Origin of the sequence: Enterobacter cloacae complex sp. Mu1197 (assembly GCF_040059225.1) — a bacterium.
GTDB lineage: Bacteria > Pseudomonadota > Gammaproteobacteria > Enterobacterales > Enterobacteriaceae > Enterobacter > Enterobacter quasiroggenkampii.
In genome coordinates this window covers 243,443-261,363 of record NZ_CP157375.1, presented here as the reverse complement: position 1 = coordinate 261,363, position 17,921 = coordinate 243,443, and the positions used below count along the sequence as shown (strand labels likewise).

Annotated in this window: 7 protein-coding genes and 3 rRNA genes; 2 read left to right on the top strand and 8 right to left on the bottom strand. The window is 55.5% G+C overall.

Annotation, left to right across the window (positions count from 1 at the left end; genetic code table 11):
- Positions 1 to 76: 76 nt before the first annotated feature.
- The gene (gene metH / locus ABFV38_RS01165) at positions 77 to 3,760 is read right to left on the bottom strand and encodes a methionine synthase (RefSeq protein ID WP_235401058.1); all 3,684 of its coding nucleotides are present in this window, start codon (positions 3,758 to 3,760) and stop codon (positions 77 to 79) included.
- 193 nt (positions 3,761 to 3,953) lie between these two features.
- Between metH and iclR the strand changes: the two genes are divergently transcribed.
- Complete coding sequence (iclR, locus tag ABFV38_RS01160; RefSeq protein ID WP_126534939.1) at positions 3,954 to 4,784, top strand: glyoxylate bypass operon transcriptional repressor IclR; 831 nt, start codon at positions 3,954 to 3,956, stop codon at positions 4,782 to 4,784.
- Between the two features lie 37 nt (positions 4,785 to 4,821).
- Here the strand turns inward: iclR and aceK are convergent, their stop codons facing one another.
- The 7 genes from aceK to ABFV38_RS01125 all read right to left on the bottom strand — a co-directional run bounded on the left by aceK (position 4,822) and on the right by ABFV38_RS01125 (position 15,755).
- Positions 4,822 to 6,558, bottom strand: coding sequence for a bifunctional isocitrate dehydrogenase kinase/phosphatase (gene aceK, locus ABFV38_RS01155; RefSeq protein ID WP_235401049.1), 1,737 nt, complete (start codon positions 6,556 to 6,558; stop codon positions 4,822 to 4,824).
- A 51-nt stretch (positions 6,559 to 6,609) separates the two neighbouring features.
- Positions 6,610 to 7,914: an isocitrate lyase gene (aceA, locus tag ABFV38_RS01150; protein ID WP_008503407.1), complete on the bottom strand. Its 1,305-nt coding sequence runs from the start codon at positions 7,912 to 7,914 to the stop codon at positions 6,610 to 6,612.
- Between the two features lie 31 nt (positions 7,915 to 7,945).
- On the bottom strand, positions 7,946 to 9,547 hold the full coding sequence (aceB, locus tag ABFV38_RS01145) for a malate synthase A (RefSeq protein ID WP_045909135.1): 1,602 nt from the start codon (positions 9,545 to 9,547) through the stop codon (positions 7,946 to 7,948).
- Positions 9,548 to 9,817: 270 nt separating this feature from the next.
- Positions 9,818 to 10,747: a homoserine O-succinyltransferase gene (gene metA, locus ABFV38_RS01140; protein ID WP_008503405.1), complete on the bottom strand. Its 930-nt coding sequence runs from the start codon at positions 10,745 to 10,747 to the stop codon at positions 9,818 to 9,820.
- 175 nt (positions 10,748 to 10,922) lie between these two features.
- Positions 10,923 to 11,038 (bottom strand): 5S ribosomal RNA (rrf, locus tag ABFV38_RS01135).
- A 73-nt stretch (positions 11,039 to 11,111) separates the two neighbouring features.
- Positions 11,112 to 14,015: ribosomal RNA gene (locus ABFV38_RS01130) — 23S ribosomal RNA — on the bottom strand.
- 198 nt (positions 14,016 to 14,213) lie between these two features.
- A 16S ribosomal RNA gene (locus tag ABFV38_RS01125) occupies positions 14,214 to 15,755 on the bottom strand.
- Together the 16S, 23S and 5S rRNA genes form the textbook arrangement of a ribosomal RNA operon.
- A 561-nt stretch (positions 15,756 to 16,316) precedes the next feature.
- Between ABFV38_RS01125 and purH the strand changes: the two genes are divergently transcribed.
- Entirely contained in the window at positions 16,317 to 17,906 is a 1,590-nt protein-coding gene (gene purH / locus ABFV38_RS01120) for a bifunctional phosphoribosylaminoimidazolecarboxamide formyltransferase/IMP cyclohydrolase (protein ID WP_069720473.1), read from the top strand.
- The last annotated feature ends 15 nt before the right edge of the window (positions 17,907 to 17,921 follow it).

The window sequence follows — 17,921 nt, the reverse complement described above, 5'->3', positions numbered from 1 at the left end:
TTAGTATAAGGGGTTAAGCGTAAGAAAGAGACAAGGCACCCTTGAGGTGCCTTGTTTGTTGTAAGGAAAAGTGACGTTAGTCGGCGTCGTAGCCTAAGTTCGGGGCCAGCCAGCGCTCCACTTCTGACACGCTCATGCCTTTGCGCAGGGCGTAATCTTCAATCTGATCGCGCTGCAGCTGCGCCACGGCAAAGTACTTGCTGTCCGGATGACTGAAGTACCAGCCTGAAACTGACGCACCCGGCCACATGGCGAACGACTCGGTGAGCTTCATCCCGGTATGGGCTTCGACATCCAGCAGTTGCCAGATCGTGCCCTTTTCGGTGTGCTCCGGGCAGGCCGGATAGCCCGGTGCCGGACGAATCCCCTGGTAGTTTTCGCGGATCAGCTCCTCGTTGCTGAGGTTTTCATTCGCCGCGTAGCCCCAGTGCACCTTACGCACGCGCTCGTGCAGGTACTCGGCGAAGGCTTCCGCCAGGCGGTCGGCTATCGCTTTCACCATGATTTTATTGTAATCGTCGTGCTGCGCTTCGAACGCGTCCGCCAGGGCATCTTCTTCCAGACCGCCGGTCACGGCAAAGGCGCCAATATAGTCGGCTTTACCGCTCAGCTTCGGCGCGACAAAATCGGCCAGGCAGTAGTTGGCAAAGCCCACTTTCTCGGTTTGCTGACGCAGATGGCGGCTGACTGCCAGTACGTGGGTGCGGGTTTCATCGCGATAAATTTCGATGTCGTCACCCACACGGTTAGCCGGGAACAGGCCCACGACGCCGCGCGGGTTAAGGGTTTTCTCCGTACTCAGCCTGTCGAGCATGTCGTTGGCATCTTTAAACAGGCGTTTCGCCTCCTCACCTACCACCTCATCTTCCAGGATGCGCGGATATTTGCCCGCCAGCGACCAGGTCATAAAGAACGGCGTCCAGTCGATGTAGTTGCGCAGCGTTTCGATGCTGGCGCTGACTTCCTGAACGCCCAGGCGATGCGCGACCGGTGGCGTATAGCTCGACCAGTCAAACGCCAGATCGTTATCACGCGCCGCCTGGAGTGAAACTGGCGGGGTGCGCGGTTTCTTGCGCCCGTGCTGGATGCGAACGGTTTCGTACTCTTTGCGGGTGCGCTCAACAAACTCGTCGCGCTGGCTGTCAGAGAGCAGCGCGGAGACCACGCCCACCGTGCGCGAGGCGTTCTGCACGTAGACCGTCGGCCCGCTGTAGTTCTGCTCGATTTTCACTGCCGTGTGCGCTTTAGAAGTGGTCGCGCCGCCAATCAGCAGCGGAATGGTGAAGCCCTGACGCTCCATCTCCTTCGCCACGTTAACCATCTCGTCCAGCGACGGGGTGATCAGCCCGGAGAGGCCAATCAAATCGGCATTCACTTCGCGCGCGGTCTTGAGGATTTTATCCGCCGGGACCATCACGCCGAGGTCGATAATCTCGTAGTTATTACACTGCAGCACCACGCCGACGATATTCTTGCCGATGTCGTGCACGTCACCCTTGACGGTGGCGATGACCATCTTGCCGTTGCTGGAGCCTTTCTCTTTGCTGGCCTCGATAAACGGCTCAAGGTACGCCACGGCCTGCTTCATCACGCGGGCGGATTTCACCACCTGTGGCAGGAACATTTTGCCTTCACCGAACAGATCGCCCACCACGTTCATGCCGTCCATCAGCGGCCCTTCGATCACTTCAATCGGGCGGGCTGACTGCTGACGCGCCTCTTCGGTGTCCTGCTCGATAAACTCGGTGATGCCTTTTACCAGCGAATATTCCAGACGCTTTTTCACGTCCCAGGCACGCCACTCGGCCTGCTGAACGTTGGCTGCGTCATCCGACTTGCTGCCGCGGTATTTCTCCGCCAGGTCCAGCAGCCGTTCGGTGGCGTCGTCGCGGCGGTTAAGGATCACGTCTTCCACCGCGTCGCGCAGCTCTGCGGGCAGGTCGTCGTAAATCGCCAGCTGGCCGGCGTTAACGATCCCCATGTCCATCCCGTTGCGGATGGCGTAGTAGAGGAACACGGCGTGGATCGCTTCACGCACCGGGTCGTTACCGCGGAACGAGAACGAGACGTTCGACACGCCGCCGGAGATGAGGGCATGCGGCAGCTCGCGCTTAATGTCCTCGCACGCGCCGATAAAGTCCTGGGCGTAGTTATTGTGCTCTTCGATGCCGGTCGCCACGGCGAAGATGTTCGGGTCAAAGATGATGTCTTCCGGCGGGAAACCCACCTCTTCGGTCAGTATTTTGTACGCGCGGCGGCAAATCTCAATTTTACGCGCGCGGGTATCGGCCTGGCCCACTTCGTCGAAGGCCATCACCACCACGGCGGCACCGTAGCGGCGGACCTGCTTCGCGTGGTGGATGAAGACATCAACGCCCTCTTTCATGGAGATGGAGTTGACGATGCCTTTACCCTGAATGCACTTCAGCCCCTTCTCGATCACGTCCCATTTGGAGGAGTCGATCATGATCGGCACGCGGGCGATGTCCGGCTCACCGGCAATCAGGTTGAGGAAACGCACCATTGCCGCTTCGGCGTCGAGCATCCCCTCATCCATGTTGATATCGATAATCTGCGCGCCGCTTTCCACCTGCTGGCGGGCAACGTCCAGCGCTTCGCTGTACTTCTCTTCTTTGATCAGGCGTTTAAACTTCGCGGAACCGGTGACGTTCGTACGCTCACCCACGTTCACAAACAGGCTGTCTTCACCAATGGTCAACGGCTCAAGGCCGGAGAGGCGACAGGCAACCGGCAGCTCGGGCAGCCTGCGCGGCGGCAGCCCGGCGACGGCATTGCTCATGGCGGCGATATGTTTCGGCGTGGTGCCGCAGCAGCCGCCGACGATGTTCAGAAAGCCAGACTCGGCCCACTCGCGGATTTGTGCCGCCATGGTGTCGGCATCCAGATCGTATTCACCGAAGGCGTTTGGCAGACCAGCGTTCGGGTGCGCGGTGACGTAGCATTCCGCGATGCGCGACAGCTCCTGCACGTACTGGCGCAGTTCATCCGGACCCAGCGCGCAGTTCAGGCCGAAGGAGAGTGCGTCGGCGTGGCGCAGGGAGTTATAAAACGCTTCGGTGGTCTGGCCGGACAGGGTACGGCCAGAGGCGTCAGTGATGGTGCCGGAAATCATGATCGGCAGGTCAACGCCCAGCGCCTCGAACTCCTCTTTCACCGCGTAAATCGCGGCCTTGGCGTTGAGGGTGTCGAAGACGGTTTCAATCAGGATCAGATCGGAACCACCTTCCACCAGCGCTTTGGTCGATTCCCGGTAGGCCGCAACCAGCTGGTCAAAGGTGATATTACGAAACGCCGGGTCGTTGACGTCCGGTGAAATCGACGCGGTGCGGTTCGTCGGGCCAAGCACCCCGGCAACGTAGCGCGGCTTATCCGGCGTGCGGGCCGTCCACTCGTCGGCGCAGGCTCGCGCCAGCTTCGCGGCTTCAAAGTTGATTTCCGCCGACAGGGATTCCATCTGGTAATCCGCCATGGCGATGGTTGTCGAGTTGAAGGTGTTGGTTTCAACGATATCCGCACCCGCTTCGAAGTAGGCGTTGTGGATATCCTTAATAACGGACGGCTTGCTGAGCACCAGCAGGTCGTTGTTCCCTTTCAGGTCGCAGGGCCAGTCGGCAAAGCGTTCGCCGCGGAAATCATCTTCACTCAGGCGATAGCCCTGGATCATGGTGCCCATGCCGCCGTCCAGCACCAGAATTCGTTCATTTAACTGCGCACGCAGTTGCTCTACTTTGCTGCTCACACTTGCTCCCGACAACGCTCAACAAGGCCAAAAGGCTGCGTTCCATACTGGCACAATCTCGCAGGGTGGAAAAGCCGCTCAACGGTAACATGAGACATGTTCACCATCACTCCTCCGATCAGTCAGGATAACGGTTGCAAATTCACCAAATAAAACGAAAATGATTTCCACGATACAGAAAAAGGAGATCGTCATGGTCGCGACCGTTCCCGCTAAACGCGGCAGAAAACCTGCTGCCACCACCGCCGCCGCACAACAGGGCGGACAGGTTCAATCGCTCACGCGCGGTCTGAAGCTGCTGGAGTGGATAGCCGAGTCGCACAGCAGCGTGGCCCTGACGGAGCTGGCCCAGCAGGCGGGCCTGCCGAACTCCACGACCCACCGGCTGCTGACCACCATGCAGCAGCTGGGTTTTGTCCGCCAGGTCGGCGAGCTGGGGCACTGGGCGGTAGGCGCCCATGCGTTTATCGTCGGCAGCAGCTTCCTGCAGAGTCGCAACCTGCTGGCGATTGTGCACCCGATTCTGCGCAAGCTGATGGAGGAGTCCGGAGAGACCGTAAACCTGGCGGTGCTGGACCAGAGCGATCACCAGGCGATTATCATCGACCAGGTACAGTGCACGCAGCTGATGCGCATGTCCGCACCGATTGGCGGCAAGCTGCCGATGCATGCCTCCGGGGCGGGTAAAGCATTTCTCTCGCAGCTGAGCGAGGAGCAGGTGACGGGGCTGCTGCACCGTAAAGGGCTGCACGCCTATACCCACGCTACCCTGGTGTCGCCCGTGCATCTGAAAGAAGATCTGGCCCTGACCCGCAAGCGCGGCTATTCGTTTGACGACGAGGAGCACGCCCTCGGCCTGCGCTGTATCGCAGCCTGTATTTTTGACGAGCACCGCGAGCCGTTTGCCGCCATCTCTATCTCCGGACCGATTTCGCGTATGACCGACGATCGGGTCACTGAGCTGGGTGCGCTGGTGATTAAGGCGGCGAAAGAGGTGACGCTGGCGTACGGTGGGATTCGTTAAGCATGCATTGCCGGGTGGCGGCTTCGCCTTACCCGGCCTACATGATGCCCTCTGAAAACCTGATGCAAAACCGCTGCTTGCGGCGATATGCATACACATCTTCGACATGCCCATTTTTGATCCGCGTTTGCAGTCCGCGCCAGTAGCTGGCGCGAAACAGATCGGCATGCATCTCTTCGAATAGCGGCCCGATGCGCGGATCGGCGCACAGCCAGTGGCGAAACTCTTCGGGAAACACATCGCCCGGCGAAACGCTGTACCACGGCTCGCTGGAAAGCTCATCTTCCGGGTAGCGGGGCGGTGGAATATCGCGGAAGTTTACCTCGGTCATGTAGCAAATTTCGTCGTAATCGTAGAACACCACCCGACCGTGACGGGTGACGCCGAAGTTTTTAAACAGCATATCGCCCGGGAAGATATTGGCGGCGGCAAGCTGGCGAATCGCGTTGCCGTACTCTTCAATCGCATCTCTTAAAGCCTGACCGTCGGACTGCTCCAGCCAGATATTCAGCGGCACCATGCGTCGTTCAATATAGAGATGGCTGATGGCGATTTTGTCCCCAAGATCGGTGATTTTGGCGGGTGCTTCCTGCAGTAAAAGCGCCATGAGTGCCGGATCGATCTGCTGCTTATCCAGCACAAAGTTTTCGAATTCCTGAGTATCCGCCATGCGCCCGACGCGGTCGTGCTCCTTAACCAGCTGGTAGCAGGCGCGGACGTGCGCGGCGGTCATCTCTTTCTGCGGCGCGAATCTGTCCTTAATTACCTTAAAGACCCGGTCAAAGCCCGGCAGCGTAAACACCAGCATCACCATGCCGCGAATGCCGGGCGCTTCGATAAACTGCTCATCAGCGGTAGTGACATAACGCAGGTATTCCCGGTAGCTTTCCGTTTTAGCGTGCTTCTGGCAGCCAATAGCCATATACAGCTCGGCGGTGGTTTTGCCCGGCAGGATCTCGCGCAGCCACTCCACCAGCGCGGCAGGTAACGGTGCATAGACCATAAAATAGGAACGGGCGAAGCCAAACACGATGCTGGCCTCGGCGCTGGTGGTCAGGCAGGTATCGACAAACAGTTCCCCACCGTCGGTGCGGTGAATGGGCAGCAGAAACGGCACAATGGCCGTCGGCGTAACCAGTTTGCCCACCAGCCAGGCGGCTTTATTGCGGTAGAAAAGCTCATTGGCCACCTGCAAATGGCTGTGGCTGAGCACCTCTGCACCGAACGTTTCGTTGAGATGGGCGTGGATATACCCGATATCCCGGGTTTTATTCTCCCAGGGCAGGCGCAGCGGCAGATCTGTAAGCACGCGGTGCAGGAGCTTTTCCCATCCGCGATCGGGGAAGAAATCTTTCGCCAGCGGACGCGGAATGGTACGAAAGCGTCGCTCGGGCTGGGAGCTGAAGATAAATAACCGCTCAGGAGATAATGAGCGGTGGTCAAATAACCGGCAATAGACGGAGTTGAAAAAGCTCTCCGCAATCTCGAAGCGCGGGTAGTCGGGTAACAAATGGGTGTAATGCTCTTTTACGCGCAGTAAAAATTCCGCGTCCGGACTTTTACCGTCGGTAATACAGCGCAACTGCTCCACCACCAGACCCACGTGGTGGTCATAAAGATGGATACGCTGCTTCATGGCCTGCTGAACCGCATGCCAGTCTGCGTGTTCGAAGCGCTGCTGCGCGCCGGAGGTCACTTCAAGAAAACGACCATACTGGGCATCGAAGCCCTGCAAAATAGTTTGGGCAATCAGTAATTCCAGGCCACGCGACATATATTCCCCCTCACCACCAACCCTCTCCCCAGGGGGGAGAGGGGGAAAAGATTAGAACTGTGCTTCTTCCGTTGAACCCGTCAAGGCGGTGACGGAGGAGGTGCCGCCCTGAATAATCGTGGTCACATTATCAAAGTAGCCGGTGCCCACTTCCTGCTGGTGAGAGACGAAGGTATAACCATCTTTGCCCGCCGCAAATTCCGGCTGCTGCACCTTCTCAACGTAGTGCTTCATGCCCTCACCCTGCGCATAGGCGTGCGCCAGATCGAACATGTTGAACCACATGCTATGGATGCCTGCCAGAGTAATGAACTGGTATTTGTAGCCCATGTCGGACAGCTGCTGCTGGAAGCTGGCGATCGTTTTGTCATCCAGCTTTTTCTGCCAGTTGAAGGACGGCGAGCAGTTGTAGGCCAGCAGTTTGCCCGGGTACTTCGCATGAATGGCATCAGCAAAGCGTTTTGCCAGCGCCAGATCCGGCGTAGACGTTTCACACCAGACCAGATCCGCGTACGGCGCGTACGCCAGACCGCGGCTGATCGCCTGCTCGATACCCGCGTGGGTACGATAGAAACCTTCACTGGTGCGCTCGCCGGTGATGAACTCGCTGTCGTACGGATCGCAATCAGAGGTGATCAGGTCAGCCGCGTCGGCATCGGTACGGGCAATGACCAGCGTCGGCACGCCGAGCACGTCAGCAGCCAGACGCGCGGCAACCAGCTTCTGCACGGCTTCCTGAGTCGGAACGAGCACCTTACCGCCCATATGTCCGCACTTCTTCACTGACGCCAGCTGATCTTCGAAGTGAACGGCCGCTGCACCGGCTTCAATCATCGATTTCATCAGCTCAAAGGCGTTCAGCACGCCGCCGAAGCCCGCTTCCGCATCTGCAACGATCGGCAGGAAATAGTCAATAAAGCGCGGATCGTTAGGTTCGATACCCGCCGCCCACTGGATCTGATCCGCTCGACGGAAGGTGTTGTTGATCCGATCCACGACCGACGGCACGGAGTTAGCCGGATAGAGCGACTGATCCGGGTACATGCTGGAGGCCAGGTTGGCGTCCGCCGCCACCTGCCAGCCGGAGAGGTAGATAGCCTCAATACCGGCCTTCGCCTGCTGCAGGGCCTGACCGCCGGTCAGCGCACCGAGGCTGTTGATGTAGCCTTTTTTGGAACCACCGTGCAGCAGCTTCCACATTTTTGCCGCGCCATTTTGCGCCAGCGTGCATTCCGGATTGACCGAGCCGCGTAATTTCACCACGTCCTCCGCGCTGTACGGACGGCGGATGCCTTCCCAGCGAGGTTGTGTCCACTCTTTCTTTAATTCTTCGATTTGTTGGGTACGGGTTTTCATGTGCAGATGCTCCATATTGTTATGTGGTGAGTTACGCCAGGAAGCGGTAGCCCGGCAGGGTCAGGAAGTCGATTAAGTCATCTGATGTGGTGATTTGCTCCATCAGGCGCGCAGCGTCGTCAAAGCGTCCGCTGCTGAAGCGGTGTTCGCCCAACTCGTCCTGGATCACCCGCATCTCTTCGGCCAGCATCTGGCGGAACAGGGATTTGGTCACCGGCTTGCCGTTGCTGAGCGTTTTTTGATGGTGGATCCACTGCCAGATAGAGGTACGTGAGATCTCCGCCGTCGCAGCATCTTCCATCAGGCCGTAGATCGGCACGCAGCCGTTGCCGGAGATCCACGCTTCGATGTACTGCACCGCAACGCGGATATTGGCCCGCATCCCCTCTTCCGTCCGTTCGCCCGCGCACGGGGCCAGCAGCTGTTCTTCAGCCGTTGGGGCATCGTCTTCACGCGTGACAAACAGCTGGTTTTTATTGTCGCCAAGCACGCGGTTGAAGACGTCCATCGCCGTATCGGCCAGACCCGGATGCGCGATCCACGTCCCGTCATGGCCGTTACGTGCTTCAAGCTCTTTGTCGGCTTTCACCTTGTTGAGCACCTGATTGTTGCGCTCAGCATCTTTGCTCGGGATAAAGGCCGCCATGCCGCCCATCGCGAAGGCACCGCGCTTGTGGCAGGTTTTGATCAGCAGACGCGAGTAGGCGCTCAGGAACGGTTTATCCATGGTCACGACCTGGCGATCCGGCAGTACGCGATCGGGATAATTTTTCAGCGTTTTGATGTAGCTGAAAATATAGTCCCAGCGTCCGCAGTTCAGGCCGACAATGTGGTCACGCAGAGCGTGCAGAATTTCATTCATCTGGAACACGGCAGGCAGCGTTTCAATCAGCAGGGTGGCTTTGATGGTGCCGCGCGGCAGGTTGAAACGATCTTCCGCATAGCTGAAGACTTCGCTCCACCAGGCCGCTTCCTGCCAGGCCTGCGTTTTAGGCAGATAGAAATACGGGCCGCTGCCCTTCGCCAGCAGGGCTTTGTAGTTGTGGAAGAAATAGAGCGCAAAATCAAACAGGCTTCCCGGAATGGCTTCACCACGCCAGGTGACATGTTTTTCCGGCAGGTGCAGCCCACGCACGCGACAGATCAGTACCGCCGGGTTCGGTTTAAGCTGGTATATTTTGCCGGCTTCGTTGGTATAGCTGATGGTGCCGTTTACGGCGTCGCGCAGGTTGATCTGTCCATCGATGACCTTACGCCAGTCCGGTGCCAGCGAGTCTTCAAAATCGGCCATAAAGACCTTAACGTTGGCGTTCATGGCGTTGATCACCATTTTGCGCTCTACCGGACCGGTGATCTCAACGCGACGATCCTGTAAATCTTCAGGGATGCCGCGGATTTTCCACTCGCCACGGCGAATGGAAGCGGTTTCCGAAATAAAACCAGGCAACTTGCCGTTATCAATTTCCTGCTGCTGATGAATACGTGCCGCCAGCAGCTTATTGCGCTGCGGCGTAAAGCGGGTCACCAGTTCAGTCAGAAATTCTACCGCTTCTGCCGTCAAAACTTGCTGTTCTTGCTCGCCATACGGCTGGGTAAAGGCCAGTTCATCGACCGTCGTTGCCTGTTGAGTCATTACTCTGCTCCTCATCAAAGATCCAAAATCACGCTCCCGATGCGAACGAAAGATCGTTGGGTAGTTTTCGCTCAGCAGAATTAAGACTATCTCTATTTTTTCTAAAATCAAAAACAATTTCCATTTTAATTATAAATTGCAATTAATTGATTGATTTTATTGAAATTAAAGTTTTAAAGAATGATGAGTGGCATTTCGGAAATAAAAAAGGCACCCGAAGGTGCCTGATTTGAATAGCTGAAACGCTTTAGGATCGTTTAGTGCAGACGATTACTCCAGCGTTGGATTCATGTGACGCAGATCGTATGGTGTTATCTGGTAGACGTAATAGTTGAGCCAGTTAGTAAAAAGCAAATTCCCGTGGCTGCGCCAGGTCGCTCTCGGTTTGTTTTGCGGATCGTCTTTCGGGAAATAGTTGTACGGGACATCCGGGTTCAGACCCGCTTCGACATCACGGAAATATTCTGACGCAAGGGTGTGCGGATCGTACTCAGGATGTCCGGTCACAAAGGCAATGCGCTTATCTTTACTGGCAAACAGGTAAGCGTCCCCATCTTCCGTTTCGGCCAGAATCTCCAGATCGGTGTAATCACGAATCAGCTGGGCCGGGAAGTCAGCGTAGCGAGAATGCGGAGCCAGGAAAGAATCATCAAACCCGCGCGTCAGCAACGCATGGGGATGGAGAATATGGTGTTCGTATACGCCGGAGAGCTTTTCAGTGCGGGTTTGCTTGGGGATGCCATAGAGAATATTCAGTGCGGCTTGTACCGCCCAACAGACAAACAGCGTGGACGTGACGTGATCTTTTGCCCACTCCAGAACCTGTTTGATCTGCGGCCAGTAAGCGACATCGTTAAATTCCACCAGGCCCAGCGGCGCGCCGGTCACAATCAGACCGTCGAAGTTTTCACCCTGAATGTCATCGAAGTTGCAGTAGAAGTTGTTCAGATGCTCAGAAGGTGTATTGCGTGACTCACGGGCGTCGATTCGCAGCAGTTGAATATCGACCTGCAGCGGGGAGTTCGACAGCAGACGCAGGAACTGGTTTTCTGTTTCGATCTTTTTGGGCATCAGATTGAGAATAAGCACCTTCAGCGGGCGAATTTCCTGACCTGTCGCACGTGAAGTCGTCATCACAAAGACATTTTCTTCACGCAAGAAATTGACGGCTGGTAGCTCGTCCTGCACCCGAATCGGCATAGCTTTGTATCCTCACAGCATACGTATAAACGTTTAGACATCCAGACAGCTAACGATACCCAGAAATGGTTTGAATGTCGAGTCTGCAAGCAGAAGGTGAGAAAGTTTCAAGGAGAGGGAGAAAACAAAAGCAAAAAACCCCGCACCTTACGGTACGGGGTTCTTCTTAATTGATGCCTGGCAGTTCCCTACTCTCACATGGGGAGACCCCACACTACCATCGGCGCTACGGCGTTTCACTTCTGAGTTCGGCATGGAGTCAGGTGGGACCACCGCGCTAAAGCCGCCAGGCAAATTCTGTTTAATCTGTATCAAGGCTGAATTTTGATTGTTCGTCTCTTCGCCAAAACAGCTTCGGCGTTGTAAGGTTAAGCCTCACGGTTCATTAGTATCGGTTAGCTCAACGCATCGCTGCGCTTACACACCCGACCTATCAACGTCGTCGTCTTCAACGTTCCTTCAGGACTCTCAGGGAGTCAGGGAGAACTCATCTCGGGGCAAGTTTCGTGCTTAGATGCTTTCAGCACTTATCTTTTCCGCATTTAGCTACCGGGCAGTGCCATTGGCATGACAACCCGAACACCAGTGATGCGTCCACTCCGGTCCTCTCGTACTAGGAGCAGCCCCCCTCAATTCTCCAGCGCCCACGGCAGATAGGGACCGAACTGTCTCACGACGTTCTAAACCCAGCTCGCGTACCACTTTAAATGGCGAACAGCCATACCCTTGGGACCTACTTCAGCCCCAGGATGTGATGAGCCGACATCGAGGTGCCAAACACCGCCGTCGATATGAACTCTTGGGCGGTATCAGCCTGTTATCCCCGGAGTACCTTTTATCCGTTGAGCGATGGCCCTTCCATTCAGAACCACCGGATCACTATGACCTGCTTTCGCACCTGCTCGAGCCGTCACTCTCGCAGTCAAGCTAGCTTATGCCATTGCACTAACCTCCTGATGTCCGACCAGGATTAGCTAACCTTCGTGCTCCTCCGTTACTCTTTGGGAGGAGACCGCCCCAGTCAAACTACCCACCAGACACTGTCCGCAACCCGGATTACGGGTCTACGTTAGAACACCAGCCATTAAAGGGTGGTATTTCAAGGACGGCTCCACGCAGACTGGCGTCCACGCTTCAAAGCCTCCCACCTATCCTACACATCAAGGACCAGTGTTCAGTGTCAAGCTATAGTAAAGGTTCACGGGGTCTTTCCGTCTTGCCGCGGGTACACTGCATCTTCACAGCGAGTTCAATTTCACTGAGTCTCGGGTGGAGACAGCCTGGCCATCATTACGCCATTCGTGCAGGTCGGAACTTACCCGACAAGGAATTTCGCTACCTTAGGACCGTTATAGTTACGGCCGCCGTTTACCGGGGCTTCGATCAAGAGCTTCGCGTTGCCGCTAACCCCATCAATTAACCTTCCGGCACCGGGCAGGCGTCACACCGTATACGTCCACTTTCGTGTTTGCACAGTGCTGTGTTTTTAATAAACAGTTGCAGCCAGCTGGTATCTTCGACTGATTTCAGCTCCACCCGCAGGGGCTTCACCTACATATCAGCGTGCCTTCTCCCGAAGTTACGGCACCATTTTGCCTAGTTCCTTCACCCGAGTTCTCTCAAGCGCCTTGGTATTCTCTACCTGACCACCTGTGTCGGTTTGGGGTACGATTTGATGTTACCTGATGCTTAGAGGCTTTTCCTGGAAGCAGGGCATTTGTTACTTCAGCACCGTAGTGCCTCGTCATCACACCTCAGCGTTAAAAGGTACCGGATTTACCTGGAACCTCCGCCTACATGCTTAAACCGGGACAACCGTCGCCCGGCTAACATAGCCTTCTCCGTCCCCCCTTCGCAGTAACACCAAGTACAGGAATATTAACCTGTTTCCCATCGACTACGCCTTTCGGCCTCGCCTTAGGGGTCGACTCACCCTGCCCCGATTAACGTTGGACAGGAACCCTTGGTCTTCCGGCGAGCGGGCTTTTCACCCGCTTTATCGTTACTTATGTCAGCATTCGCACTTCTGATACCTCCAGCATGCCTCACAGCACACCTTCAACGGCTTACAGAACGCTCCCCTACCCAACAACACATAGTGTCGCTGCCGCAGCTTCGGTGCATGGTTTAGCCCCGTTACATCTTCCGCGCAGGCCGACTCGACCAGTGAGCTATTACGCTTTCTTTAAATGATGGCTGCTTCTAAGCCAACATCCTGGCTGTCTGTGCCTTCCCACATCGTTTCCCACTTAACCATGACTTTGGGACCTTAGCTGGCGGTCTGGGTTGTTTCCCTCTTCACGACGGACGTTAGCACCCGCCGTGTGTCTCCCGTGATAACATTCTTCGGTATTCGTAGTTTGCATCGGGTTGGTAAGCCGGGATGGCCCCCTAGCCGAAACAGTGCTCTACCCCCGAAGATGAGTTCACGAGGCGCTACCTAAATAGCTTTCGGGGAGAACCAGCTATCTCCCGGTTTGATTGGCCTTTCACCCCCAGCCACAAGTCATCCGCTAATTTTTCAACATTAGTCGGTTCGGTCCTCCAGTTAGTGTTACCCAACCTTCAACCTGCCCATGGCTAGATCACCGGGTTTCGGGTCTATACCCTGCAACTTAACGCCCAGTTAAGACTCGGTTTCCCTTCGGCTCCCCTATACGGTTAACCTTGCTACAGAATATAAGTCGCTGACCCATTATACAAAAGGTACGCAGTCACACCACAAGGGTGCTCCCACTGCTTGTACGTACACGGTTTCAGGTTCTTTTTCACTCCCCTCGCCGGGGTTCTTTTCGCCTTTCCCTCACGGTACTGGTTCACTATCGGTCAGTCAGGAGTATTTAGCCTTGGAGGATGGTCCCCCCATATTCAGACAGGATACCACGTGTCCCGCCCTACTCTTCGAGTTCACAACCTGTGTGTTTTCGTGTACGGGACTGTCACCCTGTACCGTGCGACTTTCCAGACGCTTCCACTAACACACAAGCTGATTCAGACTCTGGGCTGCTCCCCGTTCGCTCGCCGCTACTGGGGGAATCTCGGTTGATTTCTTTTCCTCGGGGTACTTAGATGTTTCAGTTCCCCCGGTTCGCCTCGTTAACCTATGTATTCAGTTAACGATAGTGTGACGAATCACACTGGGTTTCCCCATTCGGACATCGCCGGGTCAAAGGTTCATATCACCTCGCCGGCGCTTTTCGCAGATTAGCACGTCCTTCATCGCCTCTGACTGCCAGGGCATCCACCGTGTACGCTTAGTCGCTTAACCTCACAACCCGAAGATGTTTCACTTCTGATTGCGAAAATTTGAGAGACTCGAACACACCTTAAAGATGTGTCGTTTCAATTTTCAGCTTGATCCAGATTTTTAAAGAGCAAAACTTCTTAATGCACTCAAAAGTACATTCAGAAGTTCATCATTCATCAGACAATCTGTGTGAGCACTACAAAGGCAGGTTCTTTAAGGTAAGGAGGTGATCCAACCGCAGGTTCCCCTACGGTTACCTTGTTACGACTTCACCCCAGTCATGAATCACAAAGTGGTAAGCGCCCTCCCGAAGGTTAAGCTACCTACTTCTTTTGCAACCCACTCCCATGGTGTGACGGGCGGTGTGTACAAGGCCCGGGAACGTATTCACCGTAGCATTCTGATCTACGATTACTAGCGATTCCGACTTCATGGAGTCGAGTTGCAGACTCCAATCCGGACTACGACGCACTTTATGAGGTCCGCTTGCTCTCGCGAGGTCGCTTCTCTTTGTATGCGCCATTGTAGCACGTGTGTAGCCCTACTCGTAAGGGCCATGATGACTTGACGTCATCCCCACCTTCCTCCAGTTTATCACTGGCAGTCTCCTTTGAGTTCCCGGCCTAACCGCTGGCAACAAAGGATAAGGGTTGCGCTCGTTGCGGGACTTAACCCAACATTTCACAACACGAGCTGACGACAGCCATGCAGCACCTGTCTCAGAGTTCCCGAAGGCACCAATCCATCTCTGGAAAGTTCTCTGGATGTCAAGAGTAGGTAAGGTTCTTCGCGTTGCATCGAATTAAACCACATGCTCCACCGCTTGTGCGGGCCCCCGTCAATTCATTTGAGTTTTAACCTTGCGGCCGTACTCCCCAGGCGGTCGACTTAACGCGTTAGCTCCGGAAGCCACGCCTCAAGGGCACAACCTCCAAGTCGACATCGTTTACGGCGTGGACTACCAGGGTATCTAATCCTGTTTGCTCCCCACGCTTTCGCACCTGAGCGTCAGTCTTTGTCCAGGGGGCCGCCTTCGCCACCGGTATTCCTCCAGATCTCTACGCATTTCACCGCTACACCTGGAATTCTACCCCCCTCTACAAGACTCTAGCCTGCCAGTTTCGAATGCAGTTCCCAGGTTGAGCCCGGGGATTTCACATCCGACTTGACAGACCGCCTGCGTGCGCTTTACGCCCAGTAATTCCGATTAACGCTTGCACCCTCCGTATTACCGCGGCTGCTGGCACGGAGTTAGCCGGTGCTTCTTCTGCGGGTAACGTCAATTGCTGAGGTTATTAACCTCAACACCTTCCTCCCCGCTGAAAGTACTTTACAACCCGAAGGCCTTCTTCATACACGCGGCATGGCTGCATCAGGCTTGCGCCCATTGTGCAATATTCCCCACTGCTGCCTCCCGTAGGAGTCTGGACCGTGTCTCAGTTCCAGTGTGGCTGGTCATCCTCTCAGACCAGCTAGGGATCGTCGCCTAGGTGAGCCGTTACCCCACCTACTAGCTAATCCCATCTGGGCACATCTGATGGCAAGAGGCCCGAAGGTCCCCCTCTTTGGTCTTGCGACGTTATGCGGTATTAGCTACCGTTTCCAGTAGTTATCCCCCTCCATCAGGCAGTTTCCCAGACATTACTCACCCGTCCGCCGCTCGCCGGCAAAGTAGCAAGCTACTTTCCGCTGCCGCTCGACTTGCATGTGTTAGGCCTGCCGCCAGCGTTCAATCTGAGCCATGATCAAACTCTTCAATTTAAGTTTGATGCTCGTGAATTAAACTTCGTAATGAATTACGTATGTTCACTCAGAGACTTGGTATTCATTTATTGTCCGAAGACATTAAGAATCCATGCCACTTTGAGTGCCCACACAGATTGTCTGATAAATTGTTAAAGAGCAGTGCAACGCGGCTTTCGCTCACCGTTGCGAGGTGGCGTATATTACGCTTTCCTCTTTCAGAGTCAACCCGTTGTTTCAGGATTTTTTCTCTTCAACCGAACCGCTTGTTGTGTGAAGTGATTCACATCCGCCGTGTCGATGGAGGCGCATTATAGGGAGTTCCCGAACGACCGCAACCGAAAAGTTGCAAAAAAATGACTGACTGCTGCATTCCCCAGCAAACCCCCGCCTTATACCTTTTTACACACAGACTTATCCACAATGATACGAAAAAGTGAAAATGTGCGAGCGTTGCGCAAACGTTTTCGTTAAAATGCTCGCGCTTAACAAGGATGCCTCGTCAGGTGTGTTAGATGAGTTTTTCACAGGAAAATTCATCTAACGCTCTCTGTAATCGTGAAATCCAGGGGATTTACCATGCAACAACGTCGTCCAGTCCGCCGCGCTCTGCTCAGTGTTTCTGATAAAGCCGGTATCGTCGAATTCGCTCAGGCACTTTCCGCACGCGGTGTGGAGCTGCTTTCCACAGGCGGTACCGCTCGCCTGTTAGCAGATAAAGGTCTGCCGGTAACCGAAGTGTCCGATTACACCGGTTTCCCGGAAATGATGGATGGACGCGTCAAAACCCTGCATCCAAAAGTCCACGGCGGTATTCTTGGCCGTCGCGGTCAGGACGACGCCATTATGGAACAGCATGACATCGCACCGATCGACATGGTTGTCGTTAACCTCTACCCGTTTGCCCAGACCGTTGCCCGCGAAGGCTGCTCTCTGGAAGATGCTGTAGAGAACATTGATATCGGCGGCCCGACCATGGTGCGCTCTGCGGCCAAGAACCATAAAGATGTCGCCATCGTGGTAAAGAGCAGCGATTACACCACCATTATTAATGAGATGGACGCCAACGAAGGGTCGCTGACCCTGGAAACGCGTTTCGACCTCGCCATCAAAGCCTTCGAACACACCGCGGCGTACGACAGCATGATCGCCAACTACTTCGGTAGCCTGGTACCGGCTTACCACGGTGAAAGCAAAGATCCTTCCGGCCGCTTCCCGCGCACCCTGAACCTGAACTTCATTAAGAAGCAGGATATGCGTTACGGTGAGAACAGCCACCAGCAGGCGGCTTTCTATATAGAAGAAGAGGTAAAAGAAGCCTCTGTTGCCACCGCTCAGCAGGTGCAGGGCAAAGCCCTCTCCTATAACAACATTGCCGACACCGACGCGGCGCTGGAATGCGTGAAAGAGTTCAGCGAGCCAGCCTGCGTTATCGTCAAGCACGCCAACCCATGCGGCGTGGCGGTAAGCACGTCGATTCTGGAAGCTTACGATCGCGCGTACAAAACTGACCCAACCTCCGCGTTCGGTGGCATCATTGCTTTCAACCGCGAGCTGGATGCGGAAACCGCACAGGCCATCATCTCCCGCCAGTTTGTCGAAGTGATCATCGCGCCATCGGCCTCCGAAGAAGCGCTGAAAATCACCGCGGCAAAACAGAACGTGCGCGTGCTGGTTTGCGGCCAGTGGGCAGAACGCGTGCCGGGCCTGGACTTCAAACGCGTAAACGGCGGTCTGCTGGTTCAGGATCGCGATCTGGGTATGGTGACAGAAGCCGACCTGCGCGTGGTGACCAAACGTCAGCCGACCGAACAGGAACTGCGTGACGCGCTGTTCTGCTGGAAAGTGGCGAAGTTCGTGAAATCCAACGCCATCGTCTACGCGAAAGAGAACATGACCATCGGGATAGGCGCAGGCCAGATGAGCCGCGTTTACTCTGCGAAAATCGCGGGTATTAAAGCAGGTGACGAAGGTCTGGAAGTCAAAGGCTCCGCCATGGCCTCTGACGCCTTCTTCCCGTTCCGTGACGGTATCGACGCCGCAGCCGCTGTCGGCATCACCTGCGTGATCCAGCCTGGCGGTTCAATCCGCGACGACGAAGTGATTGCCGCTGCCGACGAACACGGCATCGCGATGATCTTCACCGACATGCGCCACTTCCGCCATTAATTCCCGGAGCTGAAA

Coding starts and splice junctions, on each gene's coding strand:
- iclR (WP_126534939.1), top strand. CDS start 3,954: ATGGTCGCGACCGTTCCCGCTAAACGCGGCAGAAAACCTGCTGCCACC.
- aceK (WP_235401049.1), bottom strand. CDS start 6,558: ATGTCGCGTGGCCTGGAATTACTGATTGCCCAAACTATTTTGCAGGGC.
- aceA (WP_008503407.1), bottom strand. CDS start 7,914: ATGAAAACCCGTACCCAACAAATCGAAGAATTAAAGAAAGAGTGGACA.
- aceB (WP_045909135.1), bottom strand. CDS start 9,547: ATGACTCAACAGGCAACGACGGTCGATGAACTGGCCTTTACCCAGCCG.
- metA (WP_008503405.1), bottom strand. CDS start 10,747: ATGCCGATTCGGGTGCAGGACGAGCTACCAGCCGTCAATTTCTTGCGT.
- purH (WP_069720473.1), top strand. CDS start 16,317: ATGCAACAACGTCGTCCAGTCCGCCGCGCTCTGCTCAGTGTTTCTGAT.